10 protein-coding genes and 1 tRNA gene are annotated in these 13,541 nt (G+C 64.1%); 5 read left to right on the top strand and 6 right to left on the bottom strand.

Annotation, left to right across the window (positions count from 1 at the left end; all coding sequences use genetic code 11):
* The first annotated feature begins 303 nt into the window (after positions 1 to 303).
* On the top strand, positions 304 to 819 hold the full coding sequence (locus tag ACZ1JC_RS15485; protein ID WP_465136010.1) for a porin family protein: 516 nt from the start codon (positions 304 to 306) through the stop codon (positions 817 to 819).
* Positions 820 to 1,151: 332 nt separating this feature from the next.
* Here the strand turns inward: ACZ1JC_RS15485 and ACZ1JC_RS15480 are convergent, their stop codons facing one another.
* From ACZ1JC_RS15480 to ACZ1JC_RS15470, 3 genes are all read right to left on the bottom strand, one after another.
* Positions 1,152 to 2,336 carry a pyridoxal phosphate-dependent aminotransferase gene (locus ACZ1JC_RS15480; protein ID WP_465136011.1) on the bottom strand — a complete coding sequence of 395 codons (1,185 nt, stop codon included), beginning with the start codon at positions 2,334 to 2,336 and terminating at the stop codon, positions 1,152 to 1,154.
* 61 nt (positions 2,337 to 2,397) lie between these two features.
* Entirely contained in the window at positions 2,398 to 3,225 is an 828-nt protein-coding gene (locus ACZ1JC_RS15475) for a sulfite exporter TauE/SafE family protein (RefSeq protein WP_465138579.1), read from the bottom strand.
* 80 nt (positions 3,226 to 3,305) lie between these two features.
* The gene (locus tag ACZ1JC_RS15470; protein WP_465136012.1) at positions 3,306 to 5,933 is read right to left on the bottom strand and encodes a TonB-dependent receptor plug domain-containing protein; all 2,628 of its coding nucleotides are present in this window, start codon (positions 5,931 to 5,933) and stop codon (positions 3,306 to 3,308) included.
* A gap of 898 nt (positions 5,934 to 6,831) precedes the next feature.
* Here ACZ1JC_RS15470 and ACZ1JC_RS15465 point away from each other — a divergent pair.
* Positions 6,832 to 7,812: a helix-turn-helix domain-containing protein gene (locus ACZ1JC_RS15465; protein WP_465136013.1), complete on the top strand. Its 981-nt coding sequence runs from the start codon at positions 6,832 to 6,834 to the stop codon at positions 7,810 to 7,812.
* A 355-nt stretch (positions 7,813 to 8,167) separates the two neighbouring features.
* Positions 8,168 to 9,694 carry an aldehyde dehydrogenase gene (gene adh / locus ACZ1JC_RS15460; RefSeq protein WP_465136014.1) on the top strand — a complete coding sequence of 509 codons (1,527 nt, stop codon included), beginning with the start codon at positions 8,168 to 8,170 and terminating at the stop codon, positions 9,692 to 9,694.
* Positions 9,695 to 9,744: 50 nt separating this feature from the next.
* Here adh and ACZ1JC_RS15455 read toward each other — a convergent pair whose 3' ends face one another.
* From ACZ1JC_RS15455 to ACZ1JC_RS15445, 3 genes are all read right to left on the bottom strand, one after another.
* Complete coding sequence (locus ACZ1JC_RS15455; protein ID WP_465136015.1) at positions 9,745 to 10,773, bottom strand: acyltransferase family protein; 1,029 nt, start codon at positions 10,771 to 10,773, stop codon at positions 9,745 to 9,747.
* Positions 10,774 to 10,910: 137 nt separating this feature from the next.
* On the bottom strand, positions 10,911 to 11,249 hold the full coding sequence (locus ACZ1JC_RS15450) for a YciI family protein (RefSeq protein ID WP_465136016.1): 339 nt from the start codon (positions 11,247 to 11,249) through the stop codon (positions 10,911 to 10,913).
* Between the two features lie 67 nt (positions 11,250 to 11,316).
* Positions 11,317 to 11,393: transfer RNA gene (locus tag ACZ1JC_RS15445), tRNA-Arg, on the bottom strand.
* Between the two features lie 110 nt (positions 11,394 to 11,503).
* Here ACZ1JC_RS15445 and ACZ1JC_RS15440 point away from each other — a divergent pair.
* Positions 11,504 to 12,316 carry a queuosine precursor transporter gene (locus ACZ1JC_RS15440; protein ID WP_465136017.1) on the top strand — a complete coding sequence of 271 codons (813 nt, stop codon included), beginning with the start codon at positions 11,504 to 11,506 and terminating at the stop codon, positions 12,314 to 12,316.
* 53 nt (positions 12,317 to 12,369) lie between these two features.
* Positions 12,370 to 13,461, top strand: a complete 1,092-nt coding sequence (gene recF / locus ACZ1JC_RS15435; RefSeq protein WP_465136018.1) for a DNA replication/repair protein RecF — start codon at positions 12,370 to 12,372, stop codon at positions 13,459 to 13,461.
* Positions 13,462 to 13,541 lie beyond the last annotated feature (80 nt).

Here is a 13,541-nt window from a genome sequence, read left to right as displayed (position 1 = left end):
AATGCGCCCCGCCCGCTGCGGCCACAAATCCGCCTCAATCCGGGGCCGGCCATGACGAGCCTGTCACATTTGTGAACGCCGACACACCCCGCCATTAATTTTGAGTACACCCTTGCTCTACCATAGCAAATTCCATCCAAGGCGTTGCTCGATAAACATATCACCCCCCCGAAATGCCCGAGCAACACGACAGACATGATTGCCGAAAAGCACGATAAATCGAAATAATATCGATTTATTGAACGATGAACGTCACCTTGGTGGATTTATATTTATAATATATAGTTTCAGATGAGGACTATTATGAAGTACATCGTTCTTTCGGCTGCTGCCGCTCTCGCTGCTTCGGCTTCGGTTCCTGCCTTCGCGCAGGACGGTGAGCCTTTCACGGGCCCGCGCGCCGGAATCACCATGGGTTTCGACAAGATCCAAGGCGATGAAGGCTTCTCGTACGGCGTGAACGCCGGTTACGACATCGGCGTGGCCCCGCGCATCACCATCGGCCCCGAAGTGACCCTGGGCGATTCCACCGCCGACAGCGCGACCACCGACGTCAGCCGTGACCTCACCGCCTCGCTGCGCGCCGGTTACGTGGTGACGCCGAAGGTCCTCGCCTTCGCCAAGGTGGGCTACACCAACACCCGCTTCGAGCCCTATGCCGGCGGCAACTACTCGCTGGAAGGCGTGCGCTACGGCGGCGGTCTTGAGTATGCAGTGACGCCGAAGACCTACATCTCGGCCGAATACCAGCGCACCGAATATGAAGCCAACTTCGGCGGCCGCGACGCCGGCGTGGTCGGCATCGGCTACCGCTTCTAAGGCTTCCAACCCGCCACCGAGACGGGAAGGCTGAAATGACGGGGAGGGTTGTCCTGCGGGATGGCCCTCCCCGTTTCGTTTCGGCAGAGCGCGGAACACCGCAGCACGCTCTGCTAGAGCAGTTTTCAACCCGACTGCGTCGGATCGACTGCTCTAAGTTTTTGGTTTGTAGCATTTTCCGAGTCATCAGGTGATTCCACCTGATTAGAAAATGCTATAAAAAAAGGGCCCGGCACGCTCCGTCCTGAACGCACCGGGCCCTCCCCTGTCGCCCATCCGCCCGCTGCGGCCGGCCAAGCCCCCTCAAGCCGGCGCGGCAGGTGTTTTCGCGATCAGGCCATCAGCACTTTGTCCAGCGCCAGACGGAACTTCTGCATGTCTTCCGCCGAGCCCACCGTCACGCGCGACATCGAGGGATAGGCGCTCCACGAGCGGCCGATCTGCACATTCTGCGCCAGCAGCGCCTCCATCATCGCCTTGGGCGCCTTGCCGCCCCAATCGACCATGAACATGTTCGCGTGGCTGCCGGGGAGGACCTTCAGCCCGCGCTTCTCGATATGGGCGATGGTCGCCTCACGCGCGGCGATCATCTGGTCGCGGCGGGCCTTGATCTGGTCGGCCAAGGTCAGCGAGGCAGTGCCGCAGGCCACGGCGGTCATCGGCAGCATCGAAGTGACCTGCCCGCCGTCGTAGCGCATCATCTTCTCGTGCAGCGCCTTGGAACCCAGCGTCAGGCCAAGGCGCATGCCCGCCATGCCGAACAGCTTGGAGAACGTGCGCATCACCAGCACATCGTCGCGTGAGGCCGCGAGTTTCGCGGCGTTTTCGGTGCCGGCGAAGTGGATGTACGCCTCGTCCACCAGCAGGATCGCGTCCTTGGGCTTGTTCTCGGCCAGCCAGGTGATGTCGGCAATCGGGGTCAGCGTGCCGGTGGGATTGTTGGGCGAGCAGATGTAGTAGAGCCCGGCGTTCGGATCGGCCGCCAGCATCGCCTTCACGTCATGGCGATAGTCCGAGGTGAGCGGCACTTTGGTGACTTTCGCGCCGATCCATGCGCCGGTGCGCCAGATCGCTTCGTACGTCGGGTCCGCGGTGACGATCCCGCGCGAGGGCGAGGCGAAAGTGATCGCGGTGCGGCTGAGCGGGTCGCTCGATCCCGGCCAGGCGACCACCCGGTCCTGCGGAATGCCTTCGACCTGGGCGACGGCGGCGAACAGTTTCTCATGCTCGCCATTGGGTTCGTAGCGGTTGCCCTCGGTGACGATGGCCATGGCGGCCTGCGCGCCGGCGGGGAGCGGGCCGGTCCAGCACTCGTTGGCGCCGATGCGCACGGCGCCGGCCACGGCCTTGGCCGCCTGCTGCGCCCCGGCCGGCATCGCCTGCGCCACCGCCATGCCGCCGCCCAGCAGCGCCGCGATCTTGCCCAGGTTGCGGCGCGAATAGCCGCGCGCCAGCAGGTCCTGCGTTACCTCTTCACCGCCGATACGCTCGGCCAGCATCTCTTGCTCAAGCTGCATCTTTCAAACTCCTTCTCGAAACAGGTGGTTTTCGGTCAAATTCAGGCATCAGATTTACGCATCAGATCTTCAGAGCATTGTGGAACATCACCATGGAGATCACGATCAGGTAGATGCCGAAGACGCGCTTCAGCATGCGCGGCTCCAGCCAGTGCGCGGCGGCGACGCCCAGCGGCGCGGTGAGGATCGACATCGAAGCGATAGCCAGCGTCGCAGGCATGTTCACGAAGCCGAGCGAGCCCCAGGGCAGGCCCTTCTCGTGCATCCCGATGATCGCGAAACCGATGGCGCTGGGGATGGCGATCAGCGTGCCCACGCCCGATGCCGTGCCCACCGCGCGGTGGATCGAACGGCCGCAAAGCGTCATCACCATGATCGCGATGGTGCCGCCGCCGATGCCGAGCAGCGAGGAGAACGTGCCAAGCCCGCCGGCGATGCCCACGCGCAGCATGCCGGTGGGCATCTGGTCGGTGATCACCTTGTCGCCCACGCGCGGCAGCAGGAAATTGAGGCTCATCAGCAGCACGCCGGAGGCGAAAACCATGGTCAGCACTTTGCCGTCGACATGGCTGGCGAGCACGACGCCCACGCCGTCGCCCAGAATCACCCAGGGCGCCCAGGATTTGAGGATTTCGAAGTCCACCGATCCACGCTTGGCATGGCTCATGACCGAGCGGATCGAGGTGACGATGATGGTCGCCGCTGAAGTGCCGATGGCGACATGCGCGTATTGCGCGTGGTCGCCGCCCAGCAGCGGCAGCATCAGCAGCAAAGCGGGCACGACGATGAAACCGCCGCCGATCCCGAAGACGCCGCCGGCGAAACCGGCGACAAGGCCGGCCACCAGCAGCCCGACTGCGGGGATCAGCCAGCCCATTTCAGATAGCATCACTATCGCAACTCCCTGAAAAATCAAATAAACGGCACTGCTTCCGTATTTCTGCGGAAGCAGTGCCAGGACTTTATCGATCAGAACTTCACGGTGACGCGGCCGTAGTAGTATCCACCATTGATACCGTAAGGCGAAATGGTGGGATATACGTTGGACGCATAAGAACTTGAGCCTGACGCCAATTGCGCGGCACGGATATTCTCGTAGGAACGCTTGGTCGGATACTTGTTGAACAGGTTGTTCGCGCCGATCGAGAGCTTGATGTTCTCGGTAGCCTTCAGTCCCAGTTCCAGATCGGTGATGAAGGCGGACTTGACCGGCACCTTCAGGTCCTGCCCGGCAATCGGGCTGCCGCCCGGCGCGGTTTCCAGCGCGTAGACCTTCGAATAGAAGCTCTCCCGCAAGTTCACGCTGAACAGGCTCGATTCCCAATAGCCGCCCAGCGTCGCGCGGAATTTCGGCGTGCTGTGCTCCAGCGTGACGACGTTGTACTTGCTGATCAGCGCCGATTTCGAAGGATCGACCGTGCTGGTGTAGAGCGCGTCGGGCAGATCGGCGATCTTCTTCACCTTGTTGTCGTTGTAGTTCGCCGAAAGCGTCCAGTTGATCTCGCCAATGCCGGTGGGCATGTCGTAGCTGGCCATGAAGTCCACGCCGCGCGTGCGCATGTCGGCGCCGTTGACGAAGGTCTGCACCGCCACGGTGCCGCTGGTGTTGCGCGCGCCGTTCACGTCGGTCAGCACATAGCTGGGAATCTCCCCGCCCAGCGCGCTGGCGACCGCGTCGTAGACCGCCTGCTGGTTGTAGAGGTTGTAGTTGTCCGAAGTGTAGGGAACGCAGCTGGCGGCGCTCGATCCTGCATAGCCCTGCGGACAGTATTGACCGTAGAAGCCGTAGAACGAGCTGGAGATCATGATGCGATCGCGGATCTCGATCCAGTAGGCATCGATGGTGACGCTGACGCGCGGGCTGGGCGTGAAGACGATGCCGGCGCTGAAGTTGGTGGACTTTTCCGGCTTCAACCCACCGAAGCCGAGCGAGGCCGCCGCCGGGGAGTTGGCGGGAAGCACGCCCGAAACCGAGCTGGGGCCGACGTTGATGCCCGAATAGAACCCTTCGGCCAGCGTCGGCGCGCGGAAGCCGGTCGACACCGTGCCGCGCACCGCGAACATCTCCGAAATGTCGTAGCGCGAGGTCAGCTTGAACACGGTGGTGTCGCCGAAATCGCTATAGTGTTCGTGGCGGATCGCGCCATCGACCAGCCACGCCTCGACCGGCTTCAGCGAAATGTCGAGGTATTGGGAGAAGTTGGTGCGGTGATAGTTGCCCGCGTCGTTCGGGCTATAGCCGAAGAACGACTGCGCGCCGCTGCCGTAGTATGAAGCCGGATCGCCAGCGACGATGCCGTAAGTCTCTCGCCGCCATTCGAGACCGCCGGCGATGTTCATCGGCTCTGCAAGGCCGATGTCGACGGGGTAGGTCAGGTCGAGCGTATTGCTCCACTGCGATGCCTTGAAGTCGCCGTTGTGGAACTCTGTCGGCGTGAAGCCGGTGGCCTTGTAGAGCGCGGCGTTGGCCGAATTCTCGACATAGACCTTCACCAGATCGTCGCCGTAGGTGGAGGCGAGGTCGAAATCGAGATCGCCGAACTTGCCCTTCACCCCGCCGCTGATCGAATAGTCCGTCTCACGCACGGCTTCCAGCGGCGCGAAGCCGGTGGGGAACAGCGGCACGCCCGCTGCCGAAACGACGATGCCCGGCGTGCGGTAATTCTCGTAGGCGCGGGCGTATTTGTGGCCGTAGCTGCCGAAGCTGTAGAGTTCGAAATCGCCCGAGGTCCAACCGGCGTTGAACATTGCCGTGGTCTGTTCGATCTGCGGATCGCCGGCGATGCGGTTGACGTAGGGATAGTCCTTCGCGTTGACGACATCGGGGTACTTGGCAAGGTTGCCCCGCGCCACCGCGTTGTCGCCATAGACGCGCGGATCGATATCGCCGCGGAAGCTGAAGCCCTTCTTCTTCTTCTGGACGGTCAGGTTGACATACGAATCCTCGATCGGGGCGAAGCCGACATTGCCCGATACGCTATAGGTGTCACCGCCCTGGTCGTAATATTGGCCGGCGGTGCCGGTAATCAGGCCGCCGTGGTCGTTGTCCTTGAGGATGATGTTGATGACGCCGGCGATCGCGTCCGTTCCGTATTGCGCGGCGGCGCCGTCCTGCAGCACTTCGATGTGGCCGATCGCATCGTTCGGAATGAAGCTCATGTCCGGTGCGGCGCTGCCACCATAAGGGCCGCCCGCGACCGAAACGTTGGCAGTGCCGTGGCGACGCTTGCCGTTGATCAGGATCAGGGTGTGGTTGGGCGATAGGCCGCGCAGCTTCATCTGCAGATTGTGCGCCTGAAGATCGCTGCCGAAGGCCTGCGCCTGGATCGAAGGCAGGTTCTGGGCCAGACTCTGGATCAGGTCCGGCTGGCCGGTTCGCGCCAGTACTTCCGCGCTCATGAGCTGGATCGGCGCCGGGCTTTCGGTGGCCTTCATTCCGATCGTGCGCGTGCCGGTGACGATGATCGCGCCACCGGAACCGTCTGCTGCCGCCTCTGCCGCGGCCGGTTCGGCAGGCTCATCCGCCCGTGCCGAAGCCGATCCCAATAAAAGCGCTGCCGCCAGCGCGCCTGCCGATACGGATACCCTGTATTTCATCTAGGCCCCCTTGCCTGGTTTTCATCCACGGTTGCGGCCTCTCCCCGGATTCTCGCGATCGTCGGCGCCTGCGCACGGTGCAGGCACGCGCTTCCCCGTCCGGCGCGCCGTCATGGCTGGTGGCCGGCAAGCGACTGTGAGCCGCTTTGGAAAAGGCGTGCGCGCGAACACTCCCCAGCCCACCCCCCGGGGGCCGGAAATGCATGTGCCCGGGCAGCAACGCCGCGAGTTTCAGTTCATTGGGAAACGGTGCGACCCGCAGGCGATCCTTGCGCACAGCGATGCGCAAGAGCGGCTTGGCGGCGATCACATTACCTGCAGGATCCTGACGCGCAGGAAACACCCGAGCAGCATCGGCCGAAGCCGGCAACTCTATTGCCGGGGCGACAAACCCCGTCCCGCAGACACACTAAAATGCGACCACGTTTCCAAATTAAAATTCTGCAGGATTAAAATGCACCAAGAAACGATTTATAAAATGCGTTCTTCAGATCACAACAGGTACGCGAATGCATTTTGAACATCGACCAGCCCCCTCATAAGTTGGTCTAACGCGTTCCTATCGGACACCGCTCCCGGAAATTGTGTTTCGTTTCTGTTACACGACCGTATTTGAATTCATCCCGGTGTCAACGCCGCCTCGTGCGATTTTCGCACGCTCAAGATTATGTGCGCCGTTCGTCAATTTTGCATCTCGCGCATGAGGTGGGCGGCAATGGCGGAAATCCGCCCAATCCCTATTTTGGACTGGATAGTTCGTCTCATGAATGGGACAGTCCCCCTGTGTGAAGGACTCGTTCCGCATTGCGTCCACCCCCCGCCGGCCACAGCTTCGGCAGGCCGGCAACGGACGAGACGGGCCTTCAAGGCAGCAGGATTCGTACCGGCGGAGAGGACGATGACGATGGCCAGCGACAAGCTGACGCATAGCGACCGGGTCTTGAATACCGTGCAGCAGGGCAATGCCGCGGCCACATCCTCGCTGGCGGCGTCCTGGTGCCGTTCGGCGCTGCACCACGGCCTCGATCCCGCTGCATCACGCAAGCAGGAACGGCTGGGTGCCGCCTCTCTGGCGGGTCTGCGCGAAAGCAATGGCGAATTGATCGCCGCCGCCGCGCCGGTGCTGGACCAGCTGTTCGGCAATGTCGGCCGCACCGGCTGCTGCGTGATCCTGTCCGATATCGACGGCGTGGTGCTGGAGGCGCGATCGACCGCCGGCGATTCACCGCTGTTCGATGCCATCGGGCTGGTTCCGGGCGGTCGCTGGGGCGAATCGGCCGAAGGCACCAATGGCATCGGCACCTGTCTTGTCGAGCAACGCCCGGTGACGATCCTGCGCGGCGAACATTTCGCCAGCCGCAACATCGGCGTCAGTTGCATGGACGCGCCGGTGTTCGATCCCGAGGGACGGCTGGTCGCCGCGCTCGACGTCTCCAGCGCGCGCGCCGAACATGGCGAGGCGCTGGCCGCGCTGGTCGCCGCGCTGGTGCAGGATGCCGCACGCCAGATCGAGCGGGACTTCTTCTGCATGCGCTATGCCGATGCGCGGATCGTCTATAGCCCGGATCGGCCGGACAGCCAGCGACGCGGACGCGGCGTGGCCTTGCTCGCGGTCGACCGCGACGATCTGGTGATCGGCGCCACCCGCGCCGCACGGTTGAACTTCCGGCTGGGCAACCGCCCGTTCGACCAGCCGCGCCCGCTGGCCGATGTGATCGGCGACGGTTCTAGCAGCTTCGACGACAGTGAGCGCGCGATCCTGCGTCAGGCGCTGGCCCGGTCCGGCGGCAACGTGACGCAGGCCGCTCGCGAACTGGGGATCGGCCGCGCGACGATGTATCGGCGCATGGAGCGCGTGGGGATGTCTCCGGGGCAATAGGCGGAATTTCGCGGTAGTTCGAGACTGGGTTCGCCTTGGGCTTCGGGCCCTCGAAGTCATTTCGCCCCCTCTCCTCATTGCGAGCGCAGCGAAGCAATCCAGGGGCGGTGGGCGCCGCTTTGGATTGCTTCGCTGCGCTCGCAATGACGAAGGGTGGGGTTTGAGGATCGCTCAGGGCAAGGGCCTTCCGCGATGCCCCGGCAGCGGCCGAATATGCCCAGCGCAATTCCCGTGTCTCACCTTCGAGACACTGGACGCCGCGGCTTGCGCCCTCCCCCTGTCGGACCGGCTCCGGCGCTGACACCTTGATCCCAAGGCCGGGCATCCCGCCGGACCATAAAGAGAGGATCACGCCATGTCCGACGCACAAGTCACCGAACGCCCCTCGGTGCTGGCGGCACCCTTCGCCAAGAGCTATGACAACTTCATCGGCGGCACATGGGTCGCCCCGGTCGCCGGCCGCTATTTCGACAATGTCAGTCCGATCACCGGCCAGCCGGTCTGCCGCGTCGCCCGGTCGGATGCGGACGATATCGAACTCGCGCTCGATGCCGCCCATGCCGCCAAGGACGGCTGGGGCCGTACGCCGCCGGCCGAACGCTCGCTGATCCTGCTGCGCATTGCCGACCGGATGGAGCAGAACCTCGCCAAGCTGGCCACCGCCGAGACGTGGGACAACGGCAAGCCGATCCGCGAAACTACCGCCGCCGACATTCCGCTCGCCATCGATCACTTCCGCTATTTCGCCGGCTGCATCCGCGCGCAGGAAGGCTCCATCGGCGAGATCGACGACGATACGATGGCCTATCACATCCACGAGCCACTGGGCGTGGTCGGCCAGATCATCCCGTGGAACTTCCCGATCCTGATGGCCGCGTGGAAGCTGGCCCCCGCGCTGGCCGCCGGCAACTGCGTGGTGCTGAAGCCTGCCGAACAGACCCCGGCCTCGATCCTCGTCCTGGCCGAACTGATCGCCGATATCCTGCCGCCGGGCGTGCTCAACATCGTCAACGGCTTTGGGATCGAGGCGGGCAAGCCGCTCGCCAGTTCGAAGCGCATCGCCAAGATAGCCTTCACTGGCGAAACCTCCACCGGCCGCCTGATCATGCAATACGCCAGCGAGAATCTGATCCCGGTCTCTCTGGAGCTGGGCGGCAAGAGCCCGAACATCTTCTTTGCCGACGTCTGCGCCGAAGATGACGACTTCCTCGACAAGGCGATCGAGGGCTTCGTGATGTTCGCGCTCAATCAGGGGGAGGTCTGCACTTGCCCCAGCCGCGCGCTGATCCAGGAATCGATCTACGACAAGTTCATGGAAAAGGCGCTGAAGCGCGTCGCGGCGATCCGGCAGGGCAGCCCGCTGGAGATGGAAACGATGATCGGCGCGCAGGCATCGCAGGAACAGCAGGAGAAGATCCTGCGCTACCTCGACATCGGGCGCGACGAAGGGGCCGAGGTGCTGATCGGCGGCGCGGCGGCGCAACTGGGCGGCGATCTTTCGGGCGGCTTCTATGTCCAGCCCACGGTGTTCAAGGGCCACAACAAGATGCGAATTTTCCAGGAGGAGATCTTCGGCCCGGTCGTCTCCACCACCACTTTCCGCACGCAGGAAGAGGCGCTGGAGATCGCCAACGACACGATGTTCGGCCTGGGCGCGGGCGTGTGGAGCCGTGACATCAACACCTGCTACCGCTTCGGCCGCGCCATTCAGGCCGGGCGCGTCTGGACCAACTGCTACCACGCCTATCCCGCCCACGCAGCCTTCGGCGGCTACAAGCAGTCCGGCATCGGGCGGGAGACGCACAAGATGATGCTCGATCACTATCAGCAGACCAAGAACCTGCTGGTGAGCTACAGCCCGAAGAAGCTTGGCTTCTTTTAAGGGTCGCACCCGTCCGGCGCGCGTTACTACCCGCGCCGGACGGCAAGCCTTCAGGGGCGTGGATCGAGCAGCGGCGGAGCCGCAACGTGGACCGGCTGCGTCCTGACGCGGGAGCGGACGCTGCGTGCCAGCCGGTGCGAAGGCCGCTCCACCGTCCAGTAAAGCGCCCAGGCGCCGACGATGCACACGACCATGATCAGGCCCAGACAGGCGAAATCCGCCATCAGCCCCTGCCCGGCCAGCCGGTGCACCACAAAGTCCGCCCCCTGCATCAGCGGCACATGGATCAGGTAGAGGCTGTAGGAAATGGTGCCCAGGAACTGCAGCCAGCGCCAGTTGAGACCCGTCTCCGCCCAGCCCGTCCACGCCGCGCCGAACAGCAGCAGCGCCACCAGCGCGGGCATCTTTTCGAAGCCCGTGCCCGTCATCAAGGCCAGCACCAGCACGATAAGCCCCAGCAGCGCGACTTCCGAATCCAGGGCCCGGCGCGCCATGACGCCGACGTAGAACACCGCCCAATGCTCCACGAAAAGGCCGTGCCACCCGCTGCCCACCAACCTCAGTGCCGAAGCCATCGCCAGTGCCCAGGCCGCCACGGCCATCCACCGCGCGGGCACCGTCAGGATCAGCGCGAAGACGAGGTAGAACTGGAACTCATACGTCAGCGTCCAGTAGACGATGTTGATTTCCGGAACGCGCAGGATTTCCTGCAGGTAGAATACATGCGCCAGCACATCGCCCACCGAAGGGGGATTGAACGGCCGATGGTGGTAAAGCGCGGTCAGCAGCACGAAAGCGATCGTCGCCAACATCGATGCCCAGTAGGCCGGATCGAGCCGGATCGACCGCCCCAGCATGAACGTGCCCACTTTGCCGGGCGTCATCGTCACCCCGGTAAGCCCGTGCGCGATCACGAAACCGCTCAGCGTGAAGAACACCGATACCGCGAAGTAGTCGTTGAACATCGAAAACGGCATCGCGGCCAGGATACTGGGGACATGGCCGCCCTGAATGGCGTGGAACAGCAGCACTGCGATCGACGTAAGTCCCCGCAGTCCTTGGACAATGGTATAATTCACCCGTTTTTCCGCCATCTCGCCATCATGACAGCGCGGCCATGCCAAGCGCAACGAAGCGGACCGAGGACGTTGATCGCGGACCTGAAAAATCGCCATCCACCGCAATGCGCGGCCGGACGCGCCTCGGCCTGCCGCAGCTAACTGGCCGGATCGTACATGAATTCCCGCAATTCCTGCGCACAGCGGCAAGCCACTGCGATCTTGCGCGCCCACTCCACCGCCGCCTCACGCGTGGGCAGTTCCAGCACGGTGAAACCGCCCTTCAGATGGCTGCCCGGATAGATCTGCGACGAAACCGATCCATTGGCCGAAACCAGCACCGGATCGACGCTTTCCTCGATCCCGCCGCCAAAGACATAGACGCCGGCGGACTTCGCCTCCTCGATCACTTTGTGCGCTGCCGCCGCGACGATCGGGAATTCCTCATCCGTCAGCACCATGGCTTCGCTGGGAAAGGAGATGAGGTACTTGGTCATCCCGTGATTATGCGCCCGCTCCCGAATGCCAACAAGAGGACGGCGATGCGGTGATTTTCGGGGAAATTGGCGCGCCCGACAGGGTTCGAACCTGTGACCCCAAGCTTAGAAGGCTCGTGCTCTATCCAGCTGAGCTACGGGCGCGCGCCGCGTCCCCATAGCGCGGTTCTCCGCACACGCAAACCGGGCATCGGAATGATCCCCGCACAACTTGTGCTTTGCCGAACGATCCCGGCAGGTTACGCATGCCGGCGATGAGCGAAGCACACCTTTCCCGTATCGACGGCATGGCCGGCGCCCGGCGCCATTTCCGCTATTTCGACTATGTGATGGTCGCCTTCGTAGTGATCCTCCTGCTCTCCAACCTGATCGGCGCGGCGAAGCAGGCGGAAGTGAACTTCCCCGTGTTCGGCCCCATCACCTTCGGCGCGGGCGTGCTGTTCTTCCCGGTATCCTACATCATCGGCGACGTGCTGACCGAGGTCTACGGCTATGCCAACGCCCGCCGCTGCATCTGGGTGGGTTTCTTCGCGCTGCTGTTCATGGTGCTGATGAGCGTGGTGGTGGTGAACATCCCCGCCAATGCCGAATGGGCCCTCGCCTCCTCCACCTACACCATCGAGGGCAAGCAGGTGACGGCGCCGAACCAGGCCGCCTATTACTCGATCTTCGGCCAGACGCCGCGCATCGTCTTCGCCTCTGTCTGCGCGTTCTGGGCGGGCGAGTTCGTCAACTCCTTCGTCCTTGCCCGCATGAAGATCATGACGCAGGGCAAGCACTTGTGGACGCGCACTATAGGTTCGACGATCTTCGGCGAAGGCGTGGACAGCGCGCTGTTCTACCCCCTCGCCTTCCTGGGCGTCGCCGGCTTCACGCCGCATTCGATCGCGCTGCTCGCGCTGACGCAGTGGGCGATCAAGACCGGCTGGGAAGTGGTGCTGACCCCGGTGACGTATTTGGTGGTCGGCTGGCTGAAGAAGCGCGAAGGCGTGGACGTGTTCGACAGCAATGTGGACTTCTCCCCCTTCGCCAAGGCGCGCAAGGCGACTGCTGCAACCACCGAATAAGCCGCGCGCGCGACTTGGCATCACCGGCTGGCCCCGGTAGGTCCGCCGCAGCCATGCTCGACCGCATCCTCCTGTCCCGTTTCCGCAACCACCGTGAGACCGCGGTGGAAGGCACGGCGCAGTTCAACCTGCTGGTGGGCGAAAACGGCGCGGGCAAGACCAATGTGCTGGAGGCGATCTCGCTGCTTTCGCCCGGCCGCGGCCTCCGCCGCGCCGCGCTGGCGGACATGCCGGGCCAGCAATTCGACGGCGGCTTCGCGGTCAGCGCATCGCTGATCGTGCCTGGGAGCGAACCCGTCCGCCTCGGCACCGGCGTCGCGCCCGAACGGCCCGGACGGCGGCTGGTGCAAGTCAACGGCGCAGAGGCCCCGGCGGTGCGGCTGGCCGAATGGCTCTCGATCGGCTGGCTGACCCCGGCGATGGACCGGCTCTTCGTCGAAGGCGCCGGCGCACGGCGGCGCTTCCTGGACCGGATGGTCATGGCGGTGCGCCCCGATCACGCCAGCCACGCCACCCGCCTCGAAAACGCCTTGCGCGAACGCAACCGCCTGCTCTCGGACGAATACGCCCCCGATCCGCGCTGGCTGGACGCCATCGAGACCCAGCTTGCCGAAAGCGGCGCGATGGTCGCCGCCGCGCGCGCGGAACTGGTGGAGCGGCTGGAGGCAACGCTGGCCGCGCTACCGGACTCTCCCTTTGCGCGCCCGTCGCTGGCCTATCAGGCGGGCGGCCCGATCGAGGCCGAGGCCCTCGCCCGCGCCTTGCGCGACGGCCGCCCGCGCGAACGCGCCGCCCAGCGCACGCTCACCGGCCCGCACCGCGACGAAGTGCTCGTCACGATGGCGGGCAAGGGCCAGCCTGCCGCCGAATGCTCGACCGGCGAGCAGAAAGCCATGCTGATCGCGATCACGCTGGCGCACTCGCAATTGCTGGAGGGCGGCACGGAACAACGCCCACGCCTGCTGCTGCTGGACGAAGTGGCCGCCCACCTCGACCCGCTGCGCCGCGAAGCCCTGTTCGACCGCCTGCGCGCCGGATCGGCGCAAGTCTGGCTGACCGGCACCGAACTGGCCCCGTTCGACGCCATCGCGAAAGAAGCGGCAATATGGGAAGTCAGCGCGGGCGCGGTGCGGCGACTGGGTTAACGCCCTGGAGCTCTGTCCCTTTTGCGCGACAATACTTGCCTCGGGAAGCCACTTTCCCGGAAATGCGTGATGTCGAAACT

The organism is Sphingomonas sp. BL-S-28 (assembly GCF_055521515.1).
The sequence above is the reverse complement of the archived record's forward strand: the minus strand, read 5'-3'. Positions and strand labels throughout refer to the sequence as shown.